General features: G+C 72.8%; 20 protein-coding genes and 2 pseudogenes. 11 read left to right on the top strand and 11 right to left on the bottom strand.

Annotated elements, in window-relative coordinates; translation table 11 throughout:
• Positions 1-3,235 precede the first annotated feature (3,235 nt).
• Positions 3,236-3,799, top strand: a pseudogene (locus ACQEVM_RS19560) (M20/M25/M40 family metallo-hydrolase); the annotation flags it as partial.
• Between the two features lie 171 nt (positions 3,800-3,970).
• On the top strand, positions 3,971-4,909 hold the full coding sequence (locus tag ACQEVM_RS19555) for a GDSL-type esterase/lipase family protein (RefSeq protein ID WP_433080775.1): 939 nt from the start codon (positions 3,971-3,973) through the stop codon (positions 4,907-4,909).
• A gap of 88 nt (positions 4,910-4,997) precedes the next feature.
• Here ACQEVM_RS19555 and ACQEVM_RS19550 read toward each other — a convergent pair whose 3' ends face one another.
• Complete coding sequence (locus ACQEVM_RS19550) at positions 4,998-5,324, bottom strand: hypothetical protein (protein ID WP_433080773.1); 327 nt, start codon at positions 5,322-5,324, stop codon at positions 4,998-5,000.
• 201 nt (positions 5,325-5,525) lie between these two features.
• Positions 5,526-6,218: a hypothetical protein gene (locus ACQEVM_RS19545; RefSeq protein ID WP_433080771.1), complete on the bottom strand. Its 693-nt coding sequence runs from the start codon at positions 6,216-6,218 to the stop codon at positions 5,526-5,528.
• A gap of 135 nt (positions 6,219-6,353) precedes the next feature.
• Between ACQEVM_RS19545 and ACQEVM_RS19540 the strand changes: the two genes are divergently transcribed.
• Together ACQEVM_RS19540 and ACQEVM_RS19535 are read left to right on the top strand one after the other, a co-directional pair.
• Positions 6,354-7,031, top strand: coding sequence for a response regulator transcription factor (locus ACQEVM_RS19540; protein ID WP_433080769.1), 678 nt, complete (start codon positions 6,354-6,356; stop codon positions 7,029-7,031).
• Between the two features lie 103 nt (positions 7,032-7,134).
• Positions 7,135-8,649, top strand: a complete 1,515-nt coding sequence (locus ACQEVM_RS19535; protein ID WP_433080767.1) for a sensor histidine kinase — start codon at positions 7,135-7,137, stop codon at positions 8,647-8,649.
• 23 nt (positions 8,650-8,672) lie between these two features.
• Here ACQEVM_RS19535 and ACQEVM_RS19530 read toward each other — a convergent pair whose 3' ends face one another.
• Positions 8,673-9,050, bottom strand: coding sequence for a hypothetical protein (locus tag ACQEVM_RS19530; RefSeq protein WP_433080765.1), 378 nt, complete (start codon positions 9,048-9,050; stop codon positions 8,673-8,675).
• Between the two features lie 245 nt (positions 9,051-9,295).
• Positions 9,296-9,982: a TetR/AcrR family transcriptional regulator gene (locus ACQEVM_RS19525; protein WP_433080763.1), complete on the bottom strand. Its 687-nt coding sequence runs from the start codon at positions 9,980-9,982 to the stop codon at positions 9,296-9,298.
• A 136-nt stretch (positions 9,983-10,118) separates the two neighbouring features.
• Between ACQEVM_RS19525 and ACQEVM_RS19520 the strand changes: the two genes are divergently transcribed.
• Positions 10,119-11,546 (top strand): amidase, encoded by a 1,428-nt coding sequence (locus ACQEVM_RS19520; protein WP_433080761.1) that lies wholly within the window; start codon positions 10,119-10,121, stop codon positions 11,544-11,546.
• 57 nt (positions 11,547-11,603) lie between these two features.
• Here the strand turns inward: ACQEVM_RS19520 and ACQEVM_RS19515 are convergent, their stop codons facing one another.
• Positions 11,604-12,689, bottom strand: a complete 1,086-nt coding sequence (locus ACQEVM_RS19515) for a helix-turn-helix transcriptional regulator (protein WP_433080759.1) — start codon at positions 12,687-12,689, stop codon at positions 11,604-11,606.
• A gap of 108 nt (positions 12,690-12,797) precedes the next feature.
• Between ACQEVM_RS19515 and ACQEVM_RS19510 the strand changes: the two genes are divergently transcribed.
• Positions 12,798-13,406: a DinB family protein gene (locus ACQEVM_RS19510; protein WP_433080757.1), complete on the top strand. Its 609-nt coding sequence runs from the start codon at positions 12,798-12,800 to the stop codon at positions 13,404-13,406.
• A 252-nt stretch (positions 13,407-13,658) separates the two neighbouring features.
• The gene (locus ACQEVM_RS19505; protein ID WP_433080755.1) at positions 13,659-14,753 is read left to right on the top strand and encodes a winged helix DNA-binding domain-containing protein; all 1,095 of its coding nucleotides are present in this window, start codon (positions 13,659-13,661) and stop codon (positions 14,751-14,753) included.
• Between the two features lie 268 nt (positions 14,754-15,021).
• Here ACQEVM_RS19505 and ACQEVM_RS19500 read toward each other — a convergent pair whose 3' ends face one another.
• Genes ACQEVM_RS19500 through ACQEVM_RS19480 form a run of 5 tightly spaced genes read right to left on the bottom strand, consistent with a single transcriptional unit; the run spans position 15,022 to position 20,102 of the window.
• Positions 15,022-15,897, bottom strand: a complete 876-nt coding sequence (locus tag ACQEVM_RS19500) for a branched-chain amino acid aminotransferase (protein ID WP_433080753.1) — start codon at positions 15,895-15,897, stop codon at positions 15,022-15,024.
• Entirely contained in the window at positions 15,894-17,180 is a 1,287-nt protein-coding gene (locus ACQEVM_RS19495; RefSeq protein WP_433080751.1) for an ATP-grasp domain-containing protein, read from the bottom strand. Before ACQEVM_RS19495 ends, ACQEVM_RS19500 begins: the two co-directional genes overlap by 4 nt.
• Positions 17,177-18,250 (bottom strand): DMT family transporter, encoded by a 1,074-nt coding sequence (locus ACQEVM_RS19490; RefSeq protein WP_433080749.1) that lies wholly within the window; start codon positions 18,248-18,250, stop codon positions 17,177-17,179. Before ACQEVM_RS19490 ends, ACQEVM_RS19495 begins: the two co-directional genes overlap by 4 nt.
• A complete protein-coding gene (locus tag ACQEVM_RS19485) occupies positions 18,247-19,536 on the bottom strand; it encodes a DUF6421 family protein (protein ID WP_433080747.1) in 1,290 nt (429 codons plus the stop codon). The genes ACQEVM_RS19490 and ACQEVM_RS19485 overlap by 4 nt, the downstream gene beginning before the upstream one ends.
• Positions 19,533-20,102 carry a bacilysin biosynthesis protein BacA gene (locus ACQEVM_RS19480; RefSeq protein WP_433080745.1) on the bottom strand — a complete coding sequence of 190 codons (570 nt, stop codon included), beginning with the start codon at positions 20,100-20,102 and terminating at the stop codon, positions 19,533-19,535. The genes ACQEVM_RS19485 and ACQEVM_RS19480 overlap by 4 nt, the downstream gene beginning before the upstream one ends.
• Before the next feature lie 461 nt (positions 20,103-20,563).
• Between ACQEVM_RS19480 and ACQEVM_RS19475 the strand changes: the two genes are divergently transcribed.
• The 3 genes and pseudogenes from ACQEVM_RS19475 to ACQEVM_RS19465 form a co-directional block, all read left to right on the top strand.
• Complete coding sequence (locus ACQEVM_RS19475; RefSeq protein ID WP_433080743.1) at positions 20,564-21,394, top strand: ribosome-inactivating family protein; 831 nt, start codon at positions 20,564-20,566, stop codon at positions 21,392-21,394.
• 151 nt (positions 21,395-21,545) lie between these two features.
• Positions 21,546-22,178: an AAA family ATPase gene (locus tag ACQEVM_RS19470; RefSeq protein WP_433080741.1), complete on the top strand. Its 633-nt coding sequence runs from the start codon at positions 21,546-21,548 to the stop codon at positions 22,176-22,178.
• Between the two features lie 124 nt (positions 22,179-22,302).
• Positions 22,303-22,545: pseudogene (locus tag ACQEVM_RS19465) on the top strand (hypothetical protein); the annotation flags it as partial.
• Between the two features lie 94 nt (positions 22,546-22,639).
• Here ACQEVM_RS19465 and ACQEVM_RS19460 read toward each other — a convergent pair.
• Positions 22,640-23,326, bottom strand: coding sequence for a TetR/AcrR family transcriptional regulator (locus tag ACQEVM_RS19460; protein ID WP_433080739.1), 687 nt, complete (start codon positions 23,324-23,326; stop codon positions 22,640-22,642).
• Positions 23,327-23,389: 63 nt separating this feature from the next.
• On the opposite strand from ACQEVM_RS19460, the gene ACQEVM_RS19455 reads away from it, so the two are divergent.
• Positions 23,390-24,988 carry an FAD-binding oxidoreductase gene (locus ACQEVM_RS19455; protein WP_433080737.1) on the top strand — a complete coding sequence of 533 codons (1,599 nt, stop codon included), beginning with the start codon at positions 23,390-23,392 and terminating at the stop codon, positions 24,986-24,988.
• Positions 24,989-25,011 lie beyond the last annotated feature (23 nt).

Below are 25,011 nucleotides of genomic sequence, written 5' to 3'. Positions count from 1 at the left end.
TGCGAGAGCGGCGTACGAAGCGCTACACCGGCGTGCTAGCTCGCTCGAGTCCGCGCGGGCGTCGGGAGTGAGCCGACATCCTCCGCGCCGTCGGCGCGCCGTTCGTCTCCCCGCGGGGCTCTCCCGCCGGGCGCGCTCCTGGGCCGACGCATGCGTCCTCGGACTCGCTCGCCTTGATCGGAGCGCGCGTGCTCTCTGGTCGTCCGACGCTCCTCTTGCCCGCGGCCTGTCACTCGGGTGAGGTGCCACACGGCCTGGCTCGGGGACCGACCGGCTCGCGTACCGACGTCGGAGCGCTCCCGAACCGCGCTCGCGGTTCCAGAGCCGCGCCCTCCGGATGCGCATTCCCGGATGCTGCGACCGACCCCGGGCGTTCGTACTCGGGGTAGGCCGGGAAGGAACGTTCACGAGCTAGAGTTGGTTAGGGGATCGGCTTCAGTTCACCGTCGCGAGCGCTGGGACCCGAGTAGAATCCTGCGGCCATGCTGCGACCCGCAGCGCCGGCGGAGCTGCCCCTCGTGTCTGCGGTCAGTGGGACGAGGCTTGTAGAGCTCAAACGGAGGGCAGGCACCGGTGGGGCCGAGGCGGAGACCGGCGCCAGTGCGTTCGCGGCAGGCCGTAGCGGCCACCTCTCCGGTTCGGCAGCAGCGTCGCGCAGGTTCTGAGTTACGGCGGACTAGGCGACGACTCCTTGTGTGCTCGATTGCCCCAGTGGTCTTTTCCGTCCTCACGGCCCCCTCGACACGACTCGGATACTGACAGAGGCGTCAACCAAGCGCGGCGGGGTCCCGTCGTGGCCTAACCCGGCCGCTCCCCACACTGACGTCCGCTCAAGGCCTTATCTCCTCGGCGAAGTCGACGAGCGACTCTCGCCGTCGCGCCGGGTGAGACTCGCGCAGCGCCGTCCTCCGTGGCATGTCGCTCCTCCGAGTTCGCCGTGTTTGAGCCCACGAGCCGGGCTGAATGCTGGGTCTCGGTTCTCTGTCCAGTCACTTGAAAAGTGCCGGGTTCTTCGCCCGTCGCGCATCTCTCTTGACCGGGTTCTCGCGATGTACAACTCGCAGAGCCACCTCGCATTGACCTTGCGGACAGGCAGCCTCCGCTCGGCTCAGGCGCCGCACCGAGGACGCGACGGAGAGGGCGATCCCATGTTGCGCAGTCCATCTCTTTGGGGATCCGAAGGTACCCTTCCTCGAAGGATCGTCACGCCTGTGTCTACCCTCGCACAGCGTTCTCCTCGATGCCGACCCGCGAGTTCCGGAGTTGCCCGCTTTGGGTGCTGCTCGCGTCGGAGGTCTCTCGCTGGGTACGGCACTCGACGTGCCCACCGGATGCGCCGTGCGACAGGCCGCGCAGGGGACCTGTGCGGCAGGGGAACGGGGCAGGTCGCATGCGAAGCACGGGGTGCAGTTTCTCGGCGCTCAACCCTGGCCCCGACGCGCGACTGGCCGAACGTCCGGCGGCCCGCGCTGGTCCTCTATTCGCGGCGAACGGTCACGATGTGGTAAGCGCGCGAAGCTCTCGAGAGTCCAACGTCTCGCGCGCTGGACGCCCGACAATGGCGTGCCCTCGTTCCTGCCTGAGGGCGTGTTGCGCCGGGCGAGGTCGGAGCAGGCCATACTTGGGTCGTGCGCTCCCGGTGCCACTGGAGCGATCTGCTCTGGTGGGCGGTCCGTTCGGGGATCGCTCGGCGCGCACTAGGTTTTGCCGGCTCGATTCTCCAAACCCCCTCTCGAGGGTGTGTCGGAAGGCCATCCGCGCCCGTTCCGCTCGAGCTGACGCGTAGCATCGCCCGGAGACGTGCGCTCCGTGCAGCGGCCGACGACGTCATCCCGGTAGGGGCGGTTGGCGGCGCGCTCGCGCGCCTCGGCCGCGGCTCGGCGCTTGGCCGCTTCGGGTGTGCAGCCCGGTGTGGCGCCTTCGATCTGGCTGGCGGCATGGAGGGGCGTCGGGCGCCAGGCGCAGGGCGTCGGGCCGGGGTAGAGGCGCCGGGCTCACCGCGGGGTAGAGCGCGCGTCCGGCTCGCGTCTGCGCTGCACCAGGGCCCGCTCGGCGCCGGTCGCCTCCTGGCGCCGGTGGCGGCGTCTGTGGCCGACACCGCATCCATGGGCACCCGGGTCCCATCAGTCCTCTCGGCCTTCCTCCCGTCGACGATCGCTGCACCCCAGAGCGAGCCCCGCGTGTGAGCACTGGGTGCTGCGGACGCCGCCTGCTCGGTCGTGCAGCACTCGGATTAGCCTCGAAAGCAGCCGGGTTCACGCCGTCGCCTCTGATGGTCGGGAGCTGTCCCCGTCATACACGCGACGTACGACGCGCAGCATGGACGGCCCCTGTGCGCCCGAGATGTCCGGTGCTCTCCGGCGCGACTGCTGCTCTCGATCTCGCGAGTCGGGTTGTCGGCTGCGGCCGGCGAACCACGCTGTCGGAGAGCCGCGTCCACGCGAGGCCGCGATCGGCCGGGTCCGCGGGCGAGACGTCACACGCCTCTCGCGGACGTCGCCCGTGCCGCCGGGGCCCGCGTCGGCGCTTCGGCGCAGATGGCCCCGCGGTGGTCCGTGCGGGCGGACCGCTTCCACGACCACCGTGTTTCCCTCGTGCACGGCGGTGACGGGGCCGCCCGGCTGTGTGCAGGGTTCTGGAGAGGGCAACGGCGCAGTCTCGCCACCTGGCTCGAGTGGCCGCGTGCTTCGCCCGGTGCAACGGGGGTCGGTGTCTGCGGGTGCAGGCGTTCACATGCAGCACCCTCACCTTCTGCGGGTCCACCACGAGGACCGCAATCGTGGAGCCCCCACGCGGCCACACCACCGCAGATCCCGCGCGGCCGGAGCTCCGACGAGCCGCGGCGCCCTGCGTCGGGGCGTCGGAGTGTATCTCCTACGCGCTAGACGCTCGACCGCCAGCGGGAGGTACTCTCCAGGAGCTACTCGTGGCGGGTCATCGCGTCGAGAGCCGCTGATCGGAGACAGTACGGCCTCAGGTGTGTCGATGGTACGGCGCGGCGCTCTCGCTTTGGTCCAGTCTTCCGGCGCGCGCGCACTCTCGGGGCTCCGCGACGGCGGGTGGGCTATCCGCAGACGCGCGCGGCGGCGCCTTACCTATCACCCACGAGGGGCTCGACCAGACCGTGTCCGGCGTCTCCATCACGTGGCACGCAGGGCGGCTTCCCCACGGCTGAACGCGCCGCCGGGCGCTTAGATGACCTCGCCGCCGGCGGAGCCGGACGCGGGGGCCCTGTGCCAACGCCCTCATCGAGGCCGCACACCAGGTTCTGCGCATCGCGGAGTTGAGCCGGCCCGACCTCGGAACCACGGTCACCCCGACGGTCGCTGCGGCGGGCACCCTGGACAACGTGGTCCCCGCCGAGGCGACCGTCGTCGTCGACGTCCGGGTCGAGTCGACCGCCGAGAAGGAGCGCGTCGAGTCCGCGTTCGCGGCGCTCGCCCCGCACCTGGACGAGGCGGAGATCAGGGTCGAGGGAGCGGTCGGCCGACCCCCGATGCCCGTGTCGGCCTCAGCCGAACTCTTCGCGGTGGCGCAGCGGTTGCTCCCCGGTATCGAAGGCAGGTCGGTCGGCGGCGGAAGCGACGGCAACTTCACCGCCGCGCTGGGGGTGCCCACGCTCGACGGCCTCGGAGCGGTCGGCGGTGGTGCCCACGCGGACCACGAGTACCTGGTGATCGGGGCCATGGCCGAACGCGCGAACCTTGTGGCCGCACTGGTGCACGCGATTCGCAACCCGGCGGACGACGGCAGGGGTTCGTCGGACGACGGCGGGGATTCGGCGGCCGATGCCGCGTGATCCGCGCCGATGGCCGCCTCGCGCCGGTGGCCGTGGTCCGTCGTACGCCGCACAGGCCTCCGGGCGAGGAACGGCCCCCGCACGGTCGTCGCGCCCACCCGGTCGTCATGTTCCGGGTGCGGCCCTTAGGGTGAGTCGCCCCATCCCTGACGAGAAGGCACCCGTCTCACAGTGACCGGCACACGCGCCCACACCCTGTTCTCCTTCGGCACGCTGATGGACGAGCGGGTCCAGACCGCCCTCTTCGGCCGAGGCGTGCCCACCACCCCGGCGTCCCTGGCAGGCCACACGACCCGACCCCTGCCGATCACCGACCGGGCCGTGATCGCCGCGAGCGGCCTGGACGTACACCTCACCCTGGAGCGCAGGTTCGGTGCCTCGGTCGAGGGCTCCGTACTGCGCCTCACCGACGGGGAATTGGCCGCGGCCGACGCCTACGAGGTCGACGACTACATCCGCCGACGCGTCCGGCTCACCTCCGGGGAAACCGTCTGGGCCTACCTGGACGCGAAGCCGTTGCGTGCCGCGGCGCGCATCGTGATCGTGGGCGACAGCATCGCCTACGGTCGCTGTGACCCTCGGGGAGGGTGGGCGGCCCGCCTGGCGGCCACCCACATCGCACGGAACGAGGCCGACCACCGGGTCTTCAACCTGGCCATTCCCGGCAGCACCCTGACCGACATCGCCGAACAGACCCCCGGTCTCCTCGACGCACGCCTGCCCGACACACTCCTCGTCGCGGCCGGGATCAACGACTCGGCCCGGCCGCTCGCCCCCTCACGGACCGGCCACGACGCCGCACCCCACCTCACGGACAGGCTCGACGCACTGGCCGCCGCCGCCCTCGATCGCAACGCGCGACTCGTCGTCGCGGGACCGGCGTGGATCGACGAGGAACGCACCCGCGACCACGAAGGTCTGTGCTTCACCCGAGAACGAGCCCTGGGCCTGCGCGAGTCGCTGCGCGCATGGGCCGAGGACAACCACGTCGACTTCCTCGACATGTGGGAGCCGCTGCGGGACAGTCCTGAACTCCTCGCCGACGGGCTCCACCCCACGCCCGAGGGCCACGCGGCCCTCCACCGTCACCTCGAAGGGCTCGGTCACTGACCCGACACGGGAGCCGGGTGCACCGGAATCCGCCGCGGCATCGCCGGGGCACGGAATGCGCGGCGGGCACGCCGTCCGCTCCCTCGCGTCACTCGTGCGCGGCGGGGGAGCCCTTCGAGCGAACGCCGAGGCGCTCGGCCCGCAACATGAACGCGGCCCCCGCCATGACGCAGACGACACCCGCCGCCGTGCAGGCCAGGACGAGGTCCTGCGGGGCGTCGAGGATCCGCGGCAGCGCGTTCACGGGCGCCACCGCGTAGAAGCACAGGACACCCCACGCGTACGGCCGCGGGGCCAGGGCGCGGCGACGCACCCACGGCACCCGACGGCCTCGCAGGACGGCCACTACCAGCGGCAGGCACACCAGGGTCGCGATGCCGAGAGCGACCGCGTGGTAGGTGGGATTTCCGTTCATGGGTCCCCTTCCGGAACGGAACTCACGATAGAAGGGGAACCGATGGAGCGTCCATGCCGGAACCCGGCAACAAACTGGCCTCGTCGGCGCACGCACGGGTCGTGCTCCGGGTACCTGTTGATCCGGTCCCGGGCCGTACGGACCGGTCCCCGGTTTCGGCGGAAGGGTCCGAGGGCTCGCTGTCCGCCGGCGAGGGGAGGGTCAGCGACCGGGGGCTCCCGTGTCGCCCGTGACGGTCTTGCCGGTGACGGTGTTGCCGGTGATCGTGCCGTCCGCGCCGGACAGGGTGACGGCGTGCCGGACGCCGTCCGGTCCGACGACGACGGCCAGCCACGCGCTGCCGCCGCCCTGCTGGCCGACGACGCGCAGGCTCTCCACCGAGCCGCCGCTCACCGCGCCGGCCGCCTTCTCCACCGCGTCCTTCGCGGCCAGCGACGGCAGCGGCGCCGGCGCCGCCCTCGGGGCGGTCACCCGCCCGCCGGACTCCTCGTCCCCGCCGGGCCGGCCCGGGACACCGCGTTCCCTGCCCGGCTGCCGGTCGCCGGCCCGCCGCTCCCCGGGGCCCGCGAAGGCGTGCTCGTCGCCGTCCCCGTCGTGGACCCACGGCCCGAGGATGCCCATGGGGCGCCGGTCCTGGTGGTGCTCGGACACGGCGACGGCCGTGACGGCCGCCGCGCCGCCGACCAGCACCACGGCCGCGCCGAGCACGGCCCAGCGGGCGCCCCTGCCGCGCGGTACGACCCGGGCGAGCCCCTTGCGGTCCCGGGGAGCGGTCTCCGCGGCGTTCCCGGGGATCTGCGACCGGTCGGTCTGAACGGTGGGTGCCGCCTGGGCGGCCGTGTCGGGCCGGGCGGTCGGGTCGGGCTGGGGCGAGGGTGGGACGGACTGGGACATGCCTGCGACTCCTCAAGACGAACGGCCACCGCGGCCGGTGCGTCCAGAGCTTGCGCGACCTCACCTGAAGCCCACCTGAAGCCGCCTGAAGACCCCTTCAGCAAGCCGACGGCCGGGCCTGAGACCCTGTTCGACATGCGCGTACTGGTGGTGGAGGACGAACGAAGGCTGGCCGTGGCCCTGCAACGGGGGCTCCAGTCGGAGGGCTTCTCCGTCGACGTGGCCTTCGACGGACCGCAGGGCCTGTGGATGGCCACCGAGCACGACTACGACCTGATCGTGCTCGACATCATGCTGCCCGGCCTGAACGGCTACCGGGTCTGCTCCCGCCTGCGGGCCGCCGGCAACGAGGCCGGGATCCTGATGCTCACCGCGAAGGACGGCGAGTACGACGAGGCGGAGGCGCTGGACACGGGCGCGGACGACTTCCTCTCCAAGCCGTTCTCCTACCTCGTGCTCGTCGCCCGCCTCCGTGCGCTGGGCCGACGTGCCGGCCGACGCACCCCCCAGGCCCTCGAATTCGGCGACCTCCTCGTCGATCCGGCGCGACACGTGTGCTCCCGCGCCGGTACGGAGATCCGTTTGACGGCGCGGGAGTTCGCGGTCCTGGAGTGTCTCGCCCGGCGCCCGGGCGAGGTGGTGCCCAAACGGGAGATCCTGGAGCAGGTCTGGGACAGCGCCTTCGAGGGCGACCCCAACGTGGTGGAGGTCCACGTGAGCGCGGTCCGGCGCAAGATCGACGCGCCGTTCGGTCGAGCCGCCCTGGAGACCGTGCGGGGCGCGGGCTACCGCCTGGCGGTGGACGGTGGCTGAACCGGAGCCCGCCCCCGGCCCACTCCCGAGGCCGCCCTTCCCGCCGAAGCCGCTCCACCTCCCGAGGTCCCCCCGGACCCCGCGGGCGCGACGGTTTCCGGCGGTGCGCCGCCCCGTGCGGTGGACGGCGCGCCGGGTCGTGTCGCGACGCTGGTGGCCGACCACTGTACGGGCCCGGGCCACCGTCGCCGCGAGCCTGGTGGTCGCCGCCGCCCTGACCGCGGCCTCGTTCGCCCTGATCGGCCTGCTGGAGAACAACCTGCTGCGCAACGCGGAGAACGACGCCCGGCAACAGGCCGAGTCGGTGGCCGCGCTCGCCGCCACCGGCAACCTGGGAAGCGTCCGACCGCTCGCCCCCGGCGTCGAGTTCCTCCAAGTGGTCGCCGCGGACGGCACCGTACTGTTCTCCAGCCCCCGACCACTCGCCGCGCCCGGCCCCTTCCGCGCCGGACCCGACCCCGTCGCCCCCGTACCCGACCCCGTCACCCCGTCACCCCAGCGCCCGGGGCTGCGCCTGCACACCTGGAAGGACCGGCCGTTCGGTCGCGAACAGCGCGTGCGGGTGGCCCAGGTCGTCGTCGACAGCCCCGACGGGATCGTCACCGTCTACGCGGGAGCCTCGCTGCGCGCCGCCGACGCCGCCGACGACACCACCACCGCCGCCCTCGCGATCGGCATGCCCCTCCTCCTCGCGACCGTCGCCCTCGTCACCTGGCGCGTCACCGGTCGGGCACTGCGCCCCGTGGAGGAGATCCGCGCCGAGGTCGCGGAGATCTCCGACCGGGACCTGCACCGCCGGGTCCCCGTGCCTCCCACGCGTGACGAGGTCGCCCGCCTGGCGCAGACGATGAACACCACCCTGGACCGGCTGGAGGCGTCCGGGATCCGACAGCGGCGGTTCATCGCCGACGCGTCGCACGAGCTGCGCAGCCCCATCACCGTGCTGCGAACCCAGTTGGAGGTGGCCATGGCGGTCCGTGACCCGGACCTGTGGCCCGAACTGATCGGAGGCGCGCTGGAGGACGTCGAGCGACTCCAGCAACTCGCGGCCGATCTGCTGCTCCTCGCCCGGATCGACGCCGCACAGCCCGTGCCGACCGTGCCCCTGGACCTCACCGAGCTGGTCCGGGACGTGGTCGAGGCCCGCGCCGGCGACCGGGTCCCGGTCGGCACGGCCCTCACCGCCGGGGTCCGGGTCACCGGCAACGAGCTGTGGCTGACCCGGATCGTCACCAACCTCCTCGACAACGCCCAGCGCTTCGCGGACGAGCGGGTGGACGTGGTGCTGCGCACCGCGCCGGGCGCGGACGGCGCACCGGTCGCCGTACTGGAGATCGTGGACGACGGGCCCGGCATCCCGACCGCGGAACGGGAGCGGGTCTTCGAACGGTTCACCCGCCTCGACGACGCCCGCAGCCGGGACCAGGGCGGGGCCGGGCTGGGGCTGGCCATCGCCCGGGACCTGGCGGCCCATCACGGCGGATCCGTGGCCGCGGAGCCGAGTCCTCGCGGCGCCCGCCTCGTGGTCCGCCTCCCGGTACCACCGGCGCCGGCGCCGCAGACCGGGCGCGGGGGAGGCCGGGTCGGCACGTCGGGTACGGACACCCCGCTCCGGTAGGGCGGTGCGGCGTCGGTCCGACGTCAACGCCCGACCGGGGCGCCGGTCGACTCGACGACACCCCGCCAGGTTCTGCGGTAGCCCTCGCGAAGCGGCCCGCCGACGAGGTCGAGGATCCGAGAGGCGGCGTCGACGAGCAGCGTGGGATCCGCCGATCGACACAGCCGCAGGTGCCCTTCGAGCAGGGCGGATCCGCGTGCGCCGGCCGCCTCCAGGAGGCGTCGCGGCAGCCACTTGCCGCCGCCCGCCCACGCGCGGTGGTGGTCCAGGAGGAGGTCCGCCGCCGCGTTCAGCACGTATCCGGCCATGGCCAGGCGTTCGAAGGGATCCCCCGAGTCGCCGAGGTCGTCCAGGGCGTCCGTGAGCAGGTACCGCCGGGTCTCGACCGCGTCGGGGCTCAACGGCGGCGGCCCTGTCGACACGGAGGGTCTCGCGGAAGGTCTCGCCGCCGTCCCGGACGAGCACCGCGATGTCGAGGTCGCTGCTCGGGGTCGCCCGCCCCGAGGCCGTGGATCCGGCCAGTACCACGGCCATCGCTTCGGGGAACCGGTCGCGCGCGAGACGTCGCGCGAGGTCGATGGGATCGGCGTCCATGCGGGACAGGCCTTCATCGACCTTCGACCCTCGTCGACAGGGTTACGGCCCGTCAGCGGTCGGGTCGCCCGGGGCGGGCCGCGGGGTCGGTCGTGGGGTTGTTCGTGGGCCGCGCGGTCCGCGACCAGAGGTTGGCCAGGTGGGCGTGCAGGACGTCCCGCGCCGCTCGCGGTGTGAGGTGGCCGATGAGCACGTGCGTGGTGAGGCCGTCCGTGAGGGCGAGGAGGGTGCGAGCCTCATGTGACGCGTCGACGGGCGCACCGAGGGGGCCGTCGATCGGTGCTGCGGGGCCGTCGACGCTTTCGACGGCTTCCGCGACGAGATGCGTGAACGCCTTCTGTAGGGCCGCGTAGTTGGCCTTCAGGGTGGCCGCGAGGGTCTCGTTGACGGCCGCCTGGGCGACGAACGCGAGCCATACCCGGGCCTCGGCCCGGTGCTCCTCCCGGAGCAGTGCGACCTCGGTGGCCGCGTGACCCAGGGCGGTGCTTGCCGACTGTGCGGGGCTCGCCACCAGTCGAGCGCGGATGCGCTCGCCGATCCGGTCGCCCACCTGCCCGAGAGTGAACGAGAGCATCTCCTCCTTGGTGCGGAAGCAGCGCTGGACGGCGCCCATCGACACCTGCGCGCGGGCGGCGACGTCGCGCAGGGTGACGCCTTCCAGCCCGTGTTCGTCGGCGAGTCGGCAGACGGCTTCGGCGATGAGGTGACGCCGGTCCGCGTAGTCCACCTGCTTGGGCATGCCCGTCCCCTCCCCGACTCCCGGTGTCTCCGGTTCTCCGGGTCCCGGCACACTTTATGCGATGCGCTCGTATCGATTCCAGGGGTACTGTTTCGATGCACTTGCATCGGAACGTGTTTCGGGAAGGGGTACAGACGTGAGGGACGCCCTGTGGAGGATGACGGCCGTCGAGCAGGCGGCCGCGGTACGCGGTGGGGACGTCTCCGCCCTCGAACTGGTCGACAGCCATCTGGAGCGGATCGCCGAGGTCAACCCCCGGGTGAACGCCGTCACGCTGATCCTGGCCGAGCAGGCCCGCGCCGCAGCCGCCCGAACGGACCGCGGCCGGGCCGCGGGTGAGGTGTCGGGCCCGCTCGCGGGCGTACCGTTCACCGTCAAGGAGAGCACCGCCGTGAAAGGCGTGCCGACCACGTTCGGTGTGGAACGCTTCCGCGACCTGGTGGCGCCGGCGGACGCGCCCCCAGTGGCACGACTGCGCGCGGCGGGCGCCATCCCCGTCGGGCACGCCAACATCCCGACGCTGATCCTCGCCGGAATGCACACGCGGAGCGAACTGTTCGGGGACACCGTCAACCCCTGGGACCCCGACCGGACCCCGGGCGGCTCCAGCGGTGGCGACGGGGTGGCGGTCGCCACCGGCATGGCGGCCCTCGGCCTCGGCAACGACTCGGGCGGATCGATCCGGATCCCCGCCCAGTTCAACGGCGTGGCCGGGTTGAAGCCGACCAGCGGGCGCTTCCCCGCGGACCACCGGGTGCTGGGCCCCGAAGATCCGGGCCCGGCCTCACAGTTCCTGGTCACCGACGGCCCGCTGGCGCGCTCCGTGGGTGACCTGAGACTCGCCTACGAGGTACTCGCCGGAACCGATCCGCGAGACCCGCGAGCCGTGCCGGTGCCCGCCTACGGCGCACCGATCCCGGGCCCCCTCAAGGTCGCGGTCGTGACGGACCCCGGAGGCCACGGGGTCCACCCCACGGTGCGCCGAGCCGTCGAGGACGCGGCCGAGGCGCTGCGGGACGCCGGGTACGACGTACGGGAAGTACCCGACGTACCGAGGCTCGACGAGGCGCTCGACGCGTACGGCCGGATCGTCGTGACCGAGTTCGCCCCCACCTGGCCCGTGGTGCGCGGGCTCCTCGGGGAGGGCGGGGACCGGTACATCGGCATGACCATGGAACGGACCCCGCCGGCGAGCGCCGACGCGTTCATGAAACTGATGGGCACCTGGCTGAACATCCGCCGCTCGTGGGCCGAGTTCCTCGACGCGTACCCGCTGCTGCTCGGGCCGGTGTTCACCGAACCGCCCGTCGAGCCGGGACTGGAGTCGCGCGACAGGGCGGGACGGGACCGGGTCGCCTCGGCCATGCGGCTGTGTACCGCGACCAGCTTCGCCGGCGTCCCCGCCGTGGCCGTGCCGACCGGGGTGGCCGACGGCCTGCCGACCGGCGTGCAGATCGTCGGACGGGCGTTCCGGGAGGACCTGTGCCTGGCGGCGGCCCAGGCGATCGAGGACCGGCTGGGGGTCCTCACCCCGATCGACCCGCGCGGGAGCGGGCGGGGCTGAATCGTCGGCGACGAGGGCCGCGGCGTGTGCGCCGTGCCGTGCGGGGCGCCGGGCGGCTCAGGTGCCCGTGCCGGCAGTGCCGGGCAAGGCGGGTGTGGCAGGCGAGGCGGGTGTGGCGGCCGTACCGGGTGCCACGGGGGTGTTCGTCGCGGCGCGCGCGTAGCGGTGCGACAGGTGCGCGAAGGCCTCCCTCAACTCGGGCGGCCCCACGACCTCGATGTCGGCGTCGAACCTGCCGAGGGTGGCGGCCAGTCCGGGCCAGGACCACGAGCCCAACACGAGCCGGCAGCGGTGCGGTTCGAGTTCCTCGACGAATCCGTCATGGGCGTACCGGGAGACGTCGGCGGCCGGCAGGTCGAGGATCACCTCGCCGCGGCAGGGCCAGTCCCCGGAGGCGCCGGAGCCGTGGAACCTGCCGGCCACATAGGCGGCCACATCGCCCCCGGGCACCTCGCGCGGAACGAAGCGGGGCCCCGTGGGGACGCGCGGGCTGATCCGGTCCGCGCGGAAGGTGCGCCAGTCCTCGCGGTCGAGGTCCCAGGCGACGAGGTACCAGCGGCCGCCCCAGGTGACGAGGTGATGGGGCTGTGCCCGCCGGGGAGGGGACACCGTGCCGTCGGCGTCCCGCCGGCCCTCGTCGGCTCCCGGCGCAGTCGCGCCCCGGTAGTCGAAGCGAAGTACCTCGCGGGCGTGGACGGCGGCGCCGAGAGCCATGAGCACGTCACTGTCGACCCGTGTCGCCGGACGGCCGGAAGGCCGTTCCACGGCGGTGACCTGGAGGACGTCGATCCGATGGCGCAGCCGAGCGGGCATGACCTGCCGGACGGTGTTCAGCGCCCGCGCCGCGGCCTCCTCGATGCCGGCTCCGCTGGTGGTGGCGATCCGCAGCGCCACGGCGAGGGCGACGGCCTGCTCGTCGTCGAACAGCAGGGGAGGAAGCTCCGCGCCGGCGTCGAGCCGGTACCCGCCGTCGGGACCCTTGAACGCCGCGATGGGGTAGCCGAGCTCGCGCAGACGGTCGACGTCGCGGCGCACGGTCCGGCCGCTGACATCCAGTCGTTCGGCCAGGAGCGCTCCCGGCCAGTCCCTGCGGGCCTGGAGGAGCGAGAGCAACGAGAGCAAGCGCGCCGAGGTCTTCTGCATGTCCCCAGGATGCCCCGAGTGACGGACATTCCCTGTCCTCTACCTCGGTGATGGTTGTCCCGTACCGCGAACGCGAACACGAAACGCCGACCGGAAGGACCACCCACCATGACCACCAGGACCACGCCCGTCTCGCACGAGCCCGCCCCGGCCACACCGACCCCGGCCGTCGACGCGGAACGCGCCGACCTGCTCGCCGCGCTCGGGACCGCCCGAACCGCCCTGCTCGCCACGGTGCGCGGACTCGACGACGATCGGCTCGGCGACCGCCCGACGGCCGGTGAGCTGTGCCTGGGCGGGCTGATCAAGCACGTCGCGTCCATGGAGGAGGGATGGCTGCGCTTCGTCGTCGAGGGCCCCTCGGCGATGCGCTTCGACCTGCCCGAAGGCGTCACCTGGGCCGAGGTCGCGGCCGGCACGGCACGCGAGTTCCCGCAGTGGGCCATCGACCACCGGAACGACTTCCAGGTGCGGCCGGGGGAGACATCGGCCGGGATCCTCGCCCGCTACGAACAGGTCGCGGCTCGCACCGAGGAGATCGTCCGCGCCGTACCCGACCTGTCGGCGACGCACCCCGTTCCCGACGCGCCGTGGAACGAGTCCGCAGGGGTGCTCAGCGTCCGCGGAACCCTCCTGCACGTCATCGCCGAGACCGCCCAGCACGCCGGCCACGCCGACATCGTGCGCGAGGCGCTCGACGGGCAGAAGTCGACCTGACGGGGCGAACGCCGGACGGTGCCGCCCGGCGGACGTCCGGCCGGGTGCGCCGGGCCACTGCACCGCCGTGCGCCCGGACACCGGAACGCCCGACATCGAACGCCGGGCCCCCGGTCCCCGCCCTGACCCGACGAGTACCCCGATCCGCGGCGCACCCCGGGGTGCCGGCCGCCGAGCAGCCAAGGAGACGAGCGTGTTCCATGCCCCGCGCGAGGAGAACCGGACTGGCACTCCGCCGGTGGGGGGATCCCGATGACCGTCCTCGGCGCCCGCGCCCTGGGCCGTGCCACACTCGCCCGTCAGTTCCTGCTCGACCGGGCCCGGGTGCCTGCCCTCGACGCCGTCGCGCACCTCTGCGGGCTCCAGGCCCAGGAACCGCAGGAACCCTTCGTCGGGCTCTGGTCGCGGCTGCACGCGTTCGCCCCCGCGGAGCTGTCCGACCTGCTGACCGGACGGGCCGTGGTGCGTACCCACCTCATGCGCCGCACCGTTCACCTCGTCACTGCCGACGACGCCCTGGCCTGGCGCGCCCGCCACGACACCATGCTGCGCCAAAGGGTGCTGGGTACCTACCGCGCCGACTTCGCCGGGGCGGACCTCGACGAACTCGCCGAGGCGGGCCGCGCGGTGATGGCCGACGGAGAGCCCCGCTCGATGACCGAACTCGCCCGGGCACTCGGCCGGTCGACGCCGCCGCCGCGGCCCCTGGGGGAGATGCTCGTCGCCGCCCTGCTCCCGATGACGCAGATGCCGCCGCGCGGACTCTGGCGGACGAAGGCGGGCGTACGCAACGTTCTGCTCTCCTCCTGGCTGGGCCGTGAGGTCGACCCCCCGTCCGGGGACGCCTCCGATCCGGTGGGGCAGGCGCTCGTGCGGCGCTACCTCGCCGCGTACGGTCCCGCGGCCTCGGCCGACGTGCGCGCCTGGTGCGGACTCGCCGGCCTGCCGGCGGCGATCTCCGCGATGCGCGAGGAGCTGGTCACCTTCCGGGACGAGCGGGGGCGGGAACTCCTGGACCTCCCGGACGCGCCCCGGCCCGATCCCGACACACCCGCCCCGGTGCGGTTCCTGCCGGCGTTCGACAACGCGATCCTCGGCCATCACGACCGCGGCCGGATCATCGACGACGCCCACCGGGGCCTGTCGGTCGCCGGTGAACGCGTCGTGCTGTTGGACGGCAGGGTCTCCGCCACGTGGACCGTCCGGGACGGTACCGTCACGGTCACCCCGCTGCGCCGCTTCTCCCCGGCGGACCGCACCGCCGTGGCCGAGCAGGGCCAGGAGTTGGCGGCGTTCCTCTCCGACCACGAACACCACCACGTACGGATCGCCGCGGCCCCGCGCTGAAGGCCTCGCCCGGGGTCCGGCGGGATCCGGGGGAAACGTCCGCGCTGATCCCGGACGGCGAACGGGGCGGGTTCCTCAGCATGAGGACCATCACCAGGACGCACGCCGGCACCGCCGCCACTCACGAGCATGAGGAGGCCCATCAGAAGCGTCGACACGGCGCTCCTTCCTCCTGACGCGGTCGCGGACACGCGGCCCGGATCGTCCGTGACCTCACCACCCGGACGGCCGCTCGGGACGCCTCCGGACGGCCCCCACGACAGAGAACCTAGGAGGAACGGACGAGCCGCGCGTACGCCGCGGCCAGTTCCGACGTCACCTTGCCCACCCGGTACGTCCGCTCGTCGACACCGCTGACCGGCTGGACCTCGTACGCCGTTCCGGTGAGGAAGACCTCCTCGGCGCGGTCGAGTTCACCGGGCTCGATGCGGCGCACGACCACCTCGATGCCGAGGTCGGCGGCGAGGGCGATGACCGTCTGTCGGGTGATGCCGTCGAGGAAGGAGTCCGGCGTCGGCGTGTGCAGGGCCCCGTCGATCACCAGGAAGAGGTTGGCCCCGGTGGCCTCCGCGAGCCCGCCGCGCAGGTCGAGGAGCAGGGCGTCGTCGTAGCCCGCCGCCTCGGCCTCGTCGCGGGCCAGCGTACAGATGTTGTACAAGGACGCGGCCTTGGCCCGGACCGGTGCGGTCGCCGGGTCGGGGCGGCGCCACTTCGAGGTGCGCAGCCGGATGCCGGCACGCGCCGCCTCGGCGGAGAAGACGTGCGGCCATTCCCAGGCGGCGATGGCCACGTGCGGGGTGCTGCCGGCCCCGGAGACGCTGATCTGCTCGCTGCCCCGCCAGGCCACGGGCCGGACGTACCCGTCGACGATGCCCTCGCGGCGGACGATCTCCCGTGCCGCGGCGTCGAGTTCGGCCGCGGAGTGGGGGAGCGAGTAGTTCAGCTCCCGGGCGGAGGAGAGCAGTCGCTCGGCGTGCTCCGACGACTTGAACATCCGGCCGCCGTAGACGCGCACGCCCTCGAAGACGGCTCCGCCGTAGTGCAGGCCGTGGCTGAGGACGTGCAGCCGGGCCTCGCGCCAGGGCACGAACCGGCCGTCCAGCCAGATCGTGCCGTCGCGGTCGTCGAAGGGGAGGGCGGTCACGAAGGGTTCTCCTCGGAGGTCGCGGGGGCGTAGTCGATGCGGATGGCCTGCTCGAGGTGGCCGTGGAACTCCTCCGCCTCGGTGAGGTCGGCGTGCCGGGACAGGATGAACGCCGGGTAGCCGGTGAAGTCCGGGTAGGGGCGGACCACGTCGCCCGGGGCGAGCATCCGCACGAGGTGGTCGACCCTCGGGTCGGCCTCCGCCTCGTCGAGGCCGTGCAGGGCGACGATCGTGCCGTGTCCGCCGCACGGCACGATGTAGTTCGCGGACGCGGCGACGGGCTCGGTGAAGCCCTGTTCGACGGCGCGCAGGGGCGGCAGGCCGGCCGCGATGCGCAACGTCTCGGCGGCGAGGTCGACGCCGGTGACGTTCTCCGCGATGTAGTGGGACACCCCGGAACCACCGATCCGTGCCCCCATCTCCAGGAGGTACGGGATGGAGCCGCCGCGCAGGCGCAGTTCGGTGTGGGTGGGGCCGAGGGCGATGCCGAGAGCCGCGTGGGCGGCGATCACCTCGCGCACGACGTCGGCCCGGACGGCCTCGGGCAGCGCGGCGGGCGCCCGGTAGACGCTCTCCTCGAAGTACGGTCCCTGCGGGTCGCCCTTGTAGCCGATGGACAGGACCTGCACCCGGCCCTCGTGGACCAGCGACTCGACGGCGAACTCGGGTCCGTCGAGGTACTCCTCGACGATCAGCCCGGCGCCTCCGTCGGCGGTGCCCGCGGACACCCGGCGCACGTCCGTCACGACCGTGCCGAGCGCGTCGCCGGAGTCGACCCGGGTCACGCCGAGGCTGGACATGCCGAGGGCGGGCTTGACCACGACGGGGAAGGTCAGGCCCGCCTCACGGACGGTCGCGGCGGGATCGTCGGCGGGATCGAGGCGCGTGAAGCGCGGCACGTTCAGGCCGGCAGCCGCGAGCCGCTCGCGCATGATCCGCTTGTCCTGGGCGTTGCGCGCGACCGTCGGTCCGATGCCGGGCAGTCCGAGGAGTTCCGCCGCGTCCGCGACGAACGGCACGAACGGGTCGTAGAGGGTGACGATGCCGTCGAAGGGCGTGCTCTCGTGCCGTTCGCGCAGGGTCTTCAGTGCCCCGGCCGGGTCACCGGCCACATCGAGCGGCAGCAACTCCACGACCGCCGGCGGCAGCCGGTCCGGGTCCACCCGTTCGTCGGATCGCGGTACGAGGATCAGGTCGATGCCGGCGCGCACGGCGGCCTCGAAGAGCCAGGGCAGGCCGACGCGTTGGTGGAGCAGGACGAGGGTCGGGCGGGAGGCGGTCACGATGGGCTCCTTGGCGGGAGGGCCTCGGCCGTGGCGGAGGCACGGTGAACGGGTCTGTCGTTCTCGGACTCGGTCTCCGACTCGGTGCCGGTCCCGGAGTCGCTCTCGGTGCGGGGGCGGGCGGGTACGGCGGCCCCCGCGCGCCGGCGACCGCCCACGGTGAGCCACACACCGGCCGCGGACCCGGCGATGAGCAGGATCGGGAGCGCGCCCGGCGCGGCGGCCGTGCCCAGACCCCATTCGCCGAGCCGCACCAGGAAGGGCACGGCCAGTCCCAGCGCGGAGGTGAACAACGGCCCCTTGCGCAGGATCAGTTCGTGCGAGATGAGGAAGACGGGGGCGGTGAGGACCGCGCCGAGCACGGCGACGCCACCCCAGTCGGCTGCGGAGACCCCGCCGAGTGGCACGAACAGCAGCGCGGTGACGCCGAGCATGAGCGTGCCGGCCCCGGTGATGGCCGGGAGGGCCGCGAGGGCCGGTACGTCGGACATGCGCTGCCGGTAGACGTACCCGTACAGGGCGTAGGTGAGGGTGCCGCCGAAGGCGAGAGAGCCCCCCGCGAGGAGGGTGGCGGCGTCGCCGTCCGAGCCGGACCCGGCGCTCGCGGCGCCGTCGGCCAGCAGGAAGCCGATCGCGCCCGCGCCGGCGAGGACCGTCCCGAGGACCTTGCGGCGCGAGGACGGCTCGCGGAACGCGAGGATGCCGATGACGAAGGTGACGCAGGGCAGGAGCGAGACGATCAGCCCGACCCGGGAGGCTCCCACGTACCGGGTGCCGAGGAGGGTTCCCGAGTAGTAGGCGAAGAAGCCGAGGAACGCGAGGGCCAGGACGGCGCGGGGCCGGGCGGCGGCCGTCCGGGCCCCGGTACGACCGCGCGGGGTCAGCAGCGCGATCATCATGATCACGACGAAGGCCGTGGCGGTCCGCCCCGCGGCCACCGCGAGCGGCGGCACGCCGGCCACCAAGTGGCCGGAGAGCAGCCAGCCGGCGGCGAGCAGGAGGACCATGCACGCCGCGAGGGCGGGCACGACCAGGCGCCCGCCCCCGCGACCGGCCCCGGCGGAAGTCACCACCCCGCCCGCGCGAATTCGAGCGGTGGCAGGCGGTCGAGGTCGCTCTTGGCCCGCCGCAGTACGAGCTGGTCCGCGGTGAACGAGAACCGCTGCCGGGGCTCGCCCTCGGGGAGGTACCGGCGCACGAACTCCTTGGCGGCGGCGCGGTACTCGTCGTCGTCGCTCACGTCGGCCTCCAGCTTCTCCACGCTCGTCACGAACGCGCGCAGCGCCTCCAGGGCCTTGGCGCGGTCGAACCGCAACAGCCCGCCGTCGGCAGGCGATCCGGCGAGCGCCTCGTGCTCGCGGAACCAGGAGTAGAGGAACACACCGGTGCCGGAGTCGAAGTTGCGGGTGGCGTCGTCGGCCTGCGGATAGCGGAACACCCGCTCCAGCAGGATCATGTCGATCTGTTGCTCGGCGAAGGGGACGAGGCCGCTGTCGGCGCAGGCCAGGACGGTCTTCGCGTCGACCTTGATCTCCTCCAGGAGTCCGACGAACCAGTTCATCTTCAGGGAGATGTTCTCGTCGAACGGCCACAGGCCCTGGTAGTGCATCGAGTCGTGGAGGTAGCCCCAGATGGCGCGGGCCTCGAAGCACACGTCGGCGGCGAGGCCGCTGGAGGCGCCCGGCAGCGAGTCCGGGGTCAGCACGGCCGCGGCGGCGGGCAGCGCGTACGTCTCGTGGATCTTCCGCATCTTGTTGTAGAAGAACATGGCGTACGGCTGGTCGGTCACCTTGTCGTGCGCCGCGACGTTCTCCGGGAAGAAGACGATGCAGGAGCCCTGGGCGAAGCCGGCGCTGCCGGCGACGAGGACGAGCGACTGGCAGTTGTTCTTCGGGTGCGGGAAGTCCGCGGCCATGCCCGCCAAGGCGTCGGGCTCCTTGCGCAGGGCGAGGAAGCAGTCGAGGCGCTTGCCGACGGGCGGGGCGCTGTTGGTGCTCTGCAAGGGGGCGAGGAAGAAGACCGGCTCGCCGTCGGCGGGGACCCGCAGGGCGTCCCGGGAGCGCGCGAAGTGGGGGCGGGAGTCGAGACCGGCCGCCAGCCAGCCGTCCACGTCCTCCACCAGCGCGTCGGCCTGTCCGTCGAGTCCGTGACGGCGGTACCAGGATGTCGCCTCGTCGCGTATCCGGCACAGCAGTTCGGCGTCGTCGGGGGTGGGATCGGCGACGGTGCCGTCGTCCCGCTGACGGTCGCGGAAACGATTCACCATCGGAATGAGCGCATCCGTCAACAGGTCGGCCTCGGCCAGGAGGTCCGCCGGTACGGGTGCGGTCGCGGAGGTGAAGCGTCCGGTGCTCATCGGGCGGCCCCCACGGCGAGGGGACGCCCGCCCTCGGCGCGGACGGCCAGGACCTGGTGGACGGTGAAGACCATCGGCACCGGACCGAAGTCCCGCAGGACCCGCAGTCCGTGCCGCTCGGCGGCCACGATGGTGGTGATGCAGCCGTCGACGAGACCCTCGGCGCAGTCGATGGCCGCCTGCGAGTTGCTCAGCACCTCGCGGATCCGCGCGGGCTCGGGGACGAGGCCCTTCGGGGCGGGGTGGGAGGCGACGGTCGCCGGGTCCTGCGTACCGCTGCTGGCGAGCACCATGTTGTGGGTCGGCATCACGAAGCTGTCGATCATGTGGAGCCGGTGCAGGTTGGAGAAGACCAGGGTGTGCAGGGCCGGGTAGACGGCGCAGGCGGTCAGCGCGTGCCGTCCGTCGTCGGGCACGGCCTCCAACGCGGACTCGATCGAGGCGTGGAGTTCGACGGTCCCCTCGACACCTCGTCTGCGGAACCATTCGTGGGAGGCGGCTTCCAGATTGGTGCCGTGGGGACCGAGCGTGTGCAGGTGACGGACCTCGTCGGGGCGCGCATACATCGTCTGCCCTGGACCTTCCTGTGGTGGTGCGGAATTACTGCTTCCGGACAGTGCCGGCTGAGGACGGCGATCTCGGAAGCAAGAGCCAAGATCCTTTTCTATCACCGCATCACGGATGTCGTGATATCCGGGAGGTGGGGGCGGGTGATCACACGGCACGCCTCGGCGGTGGCAATGAGTTCGACCCGATGGGAATCAGCCGGCGTTGCCTGAATTCGCCCTCGATTCGGAATGGGACCCTCCGAATTGATGTGGGCGTGGCCCGCCGACCGAGACCTGCCCCGCCGATCGAGACCTGCCTGACGCCGTGCGCCGCGGGTCAAGAGGGCGTGCACGCAGTGGAAACGCGGAAGGCGAGGGAACTCGTACGTTCTTCCTTCCCGGGCGATCGTCATTCGCGTGCTCGGGAAACCGTCATCCGTCCTCGATCCCGCATTTCCGTGCCGGGAGAGAAGGGAAACATGCTCAAGAGATTGTGCTCCGCGTTCCTGTCGCTTGCCATGGCCATGGGGCTGGTCACCGCACTGAGCGGTACGGCGTCCGCGACGAACTTTTCGGTCATCGACTGGAACGTCTCCAAGATCACCGAGGGTGGACCGGAACACGCCACCCGCTATTACCGATTGATCGACGAGATCCATCGGCGTTCCTACGGTGAACCCACGGAGGAGGAGAACGTCACGCAGACGACCACCGAGGCCGGCCGCCTCATCCAGGTCAGGGTGCTCGACACGAACAACGAGCACGTCGCCTCGGTCTACATCTGGGCCGACAACCTCTACGTCGCCGGCTTCTACTCGCCCCGGAGCAACATGCACTGGGCCTTCCACGACCGCGAGCAGCAGTTCCAGGAGGCCCTGGGGGTGTCGGCCCGGTTCATGCCGAACACCGGCAACTACAACAGCCTCCCCGGCGGCAACGACCGGCAGAACCTCGTGTTCACCCCCAACAGCATGTACAACGCCATGCGGCAGCTGAACAACGTCACCGCGTACAACGACAACGTCGGCCGCGCCCTGCTCGTCGCCGCCCAGATCTTCTCGGAGTCCGCGCGCTTCGCGCCGATCCTCAATCGCGTCTACGGCAACATCATCAGTCACGAGACGAACGCGCTGGGCGACGGCTACGCGGGGCTGGAGAACCAGTGGGGAGCCATCTCCCAGTTCGCCTACAACCTGCGGCACGGCCGCCCGGGTTCGATCAACATCCTCGGCCGGGTCATAACGAGCTTCGCCGCCCTGAGGCAGCTGTTGGGCTTCGTGGAACTCAACGGCTCCCAGGCCCGCCTCTGACACCCCGTCCGTGAACCGCCGTCTGCCGCGACCGGGACCCGAGGCCCGAGGCCCGAGGCCCGAGGCCCGAGGCCCGAGGCCCGAGGCCCGAGGCGGCAGCGGCGGCGCCCTCGCACCCTGCTGTCGGAACCGTCTCCCGTAGGGTCGGCGCATGATGGTGTGGATCAACGGTCCCTTCGGCGGCGGCAAGACGCAGGGCGCGTACGAGATCCGACGGCGCCTTCCGGGCAGTGTCGTCTGCGACCCGGAACACGTGGGGTTCGGCCTGCACCGGATGCTGCCTCCCGCGCTGCGCGCGGACTTCCAGGACCTTCCCGCCTGGCGGCGGAGCGTGTACGAGATGCTGGACCTCGCCCTGACCGGGTACGAGGGCACGGTGATCGTGCCGATGACCGTGGTCGAGCCCGCCTACCACCGGGAGATCGTCGGCCGGCTGCGTGAACGGGGCCACGACGTAAGGCACTTCGCCCTCATGGCCGACCGCGAGACTGTGTTGCGACGCCTGCGGGAGCGGGGCTTCGGGCGCGGCGTGCGGCTCCTCGCGGGGAAGGACGCCCCCTTGAGGCGCGAGAGCTTCGCGGTGTCGAAGCTCGACCACTGTCTGGAACGCCTGCGCGGGGAGGAGTTCGCGGAGCAGGTGTGGACCGACCGGCTCACCGTCCCACAGGTCGCCGACCACATCGCCGGATCGGCCGGCCTGACCCTCACCCCCGACACCGACAACGCGCTGCGGGGGAGGCTGCGCCGGACCGTGATCGGGGTCAAGCACATCCGGTTCGACTGACACCGACGGATGGCGCCGCGCCGCGGACGGCCACCACCGCGATCCGTCCCCGCCGCGATCCGTCCTGGATCGCGAGGGCCTCGCCGGGCGCGACGGGCTCGTACCCGCGGAGCGCCCGCGGGCCGTGCGGTGGGTTCCGGCGCCGGCCACCTCACGGCCTCGGGCACCGGCGGACAGGTCGCGGCCCTCGCCCTTGCCCCGCCTGGCACGGACATCGCCCCTCGGGAGATCGGGGTCGTGCGCGCCCACGCGATGTCCACCGTCCGGTGACCCGGCGGAGAATGCGGAGATCGGCCGGCCCGTCGGTACCCATGCCGCCGTGACCGCGACGAGGTCGACGACCGGTCACATGACGGGCGCCTCCGGCGCGGTCGGCGTCCCGGCGGCCCGTGCGACCGGTCGGGGTTCAGCGGGCCGGGTACCGAGGCCGGGCGAACGTCGACGGGCAGGGCGCCACGATGTCACGAAACGCCCGGCGTCGCCGTTCGATCCGCGGCCTCCGCCACCGGGACTCCGAGGTCCGGGCCGTCGCAGGCGAGGGCCGCGCCGACGGCGAAGAGGCGGGCGCAGCGCCGGGCCATGGCCTCGGGCGACTGGTCGGGGTGCTTGATCCACCAGCGGACGAGGGTCGCGACCAGGCCCTGCCAGACGTGGTTGAGGGCGTCGGCGTCGAGCGGGTCGGTGGATCCGGCGGCGCGCAACAGGTCGGCGGTGCCGCCCGCGGCGAGCCGGTCGACGGACGCACGGTACGCCGCCGCCCGCCGGGCACTCTCGCCGTCCGGGGGCAGCGAGGTGTCGTAGAGGACGAACCAGGACTCGCGCCGCCCTTCGAGGGCGTTGAAGATCGCGCGCAGCACCCGCAGTGGCGTTCCCGGGGCGGTGGCCCCGTCCTCGGCGACGGCCTCGCGCATGGCGGCCACGAGCCGGTCGCCGACGGGGGTCAGGCAGGCGAGGTGGAGATCCTGCTTGGCGCCGAAGTACTGGTGCAACAACGTCTTCGTCACGCCGACGCGCGCGGCGACGGCGGCCAGGGAGGCGCCGGCGTAGCCGCGGGCGCCGAACTCCTCGGTGGCCGCCGCGAGGATCTGCTCCTCCCGGAGCGCTCGCGGGACGCCCTTGGTTCCCGCTTTCGAACGTGGGGTTGCCATGAGTGGATATTATCAGTAGGTAATTTACCTCAAGGTAAGTTCCTTCGATCCTTTGGAGCCCCCATGGCCGGCGCCACCCGGACGACGACGCACCACACCGCCCGCACCCGATCCTGGTGGGGTTGGGGCTGGGCGGACGCCCACCCCGACGACGCCGAGTGCACCGCCATGGGCGCCCTGTTGCCCGGCACCCTCGCCCGGCCGCTCCCCGTGCCCCGGATATCCGACCTGACCATCGACCGCCCCGCCGTGCAGGCCCCCCGGAGCCTGTCGGGCACGGTCACCGCCGACCCCGCGGCGCGGGCCGCGCACGCGATGGGCAAGGCCTACCGAGACGTGGCCCGCGCCCTGCACGGCCGCCCCGGCCGCATTCCCGACCTCGTCGCCCACCCCGAGAACGACCGTGAGGTCGCCGACCTGCTGGAGTGGGCCGGCGAACACGGCGTCGCGGTGGTCCCGTTCGGCGGCGGCTCGTCCGTGTCGGGCGGTGTGGAGTACCGGGGCGACCGGCACCGGGCCGTGCTGTCCATGGACCTGACCGCCATGAACCGGGTCCTGGAGGTCGACGTGGTCGGGCGGGCCGCCCGGATCCAGGCCGGGGTCCTCGGCCCGTCCCTGGAGGACCAACTGCGCCCCCACGGACTGACGCTGCGACACTTCCCGCAGAGCTTCGAGTTCTCCACGCTGGGCGGCTGGCTGGCGACCAGGGCCGGCGGTCACTACGCCACGCTCCACACCCACATCGACGACTTCGCCCAGTCGCTGAGGGTGGTCACCCCGGCCGGCGCCGGCACCTCCTGGCGGCTGCCCGGCTCCGGCGCCGGGCCCTCCCCCGACCGGCTCTTCCTCGGCTCCGAGGGCGCTCTCGGCGTCATCACCGAGGCCTGGATGCGCCTACGGGAACGGCCCGTCCACAAGGCGTCCGCCGCACTCGCCTTCGAGTCCTTCGCCGCCGCACTGGAGGCGGTGCGCGTGATCGCCGGATCCGACCTCGCCCCCGCGAACTGCCGCCTCCTGGACTCCGGGGAGGCCGCGCTCTCGGGCGCCTCCCAGGACGGTTCGTCGGTCCTGGTCCTCGGGTTCGAGTCGGCCGACTTCCCCGTGGACACCCGCCTGGAGCAGGCCGTCGGACTCGCCCGCGCCCACGGCGGCCGGACGGGTGAGTCCCGCGACGGCGGCCGGGACGCGGTCGGCGCCTGGCGTTCGGCGTTCCTGCGCATGCCGTACCTGCGCGACGGCCTGGCCAGGATGGGCGCCATCGCGGAAACCTTCGAGACGGCGGCCACCTGGGACCGCGTCCCGGGCCTGATCGACGCCGTACGCACCGAGGTCGGCGCGGCCGCCCTCAAGGCCACGGGCCATCCCGCCCTCGTCAACTGCCGCCTCACCCACGTCTACCCGGACGGCGCGGCCCCGTACTTCACGGTCCTCGCGGCGGGTCGCCCGGACGATCAGGTCGCGGTGTGGGACCACCTGAAGGAGGTCGCGGGAGAGGTGCTGCACCGCCATCGCGCCACCATCACCCACCACCACGCCGTGGGCCGCGACCACCGCCCCGGCTACGACCTCCAGCGCCCCGAACCCTTCGCCCTCGCCCTGCGCGCGGCCAAGGGCGCCCTGGACCCCCACGGCATCCTCAATCCGGGCGTCCTCGTGGACTGACGCGAGTCACTCGCACGGGCGGG

Source organism: Streptomyces sp. CA-243310, assembly GCF_050936775.1.
Lineage (GTDB): Bacteria > Actinomycetota > Actinomycetes > Streptomycetales > Streptomycetaceae > Streptomyces.
Note: the sequence above shows the minus strand (reverse complement) of the source record. Positions and strands in the feature narration are given on the sequence as shown.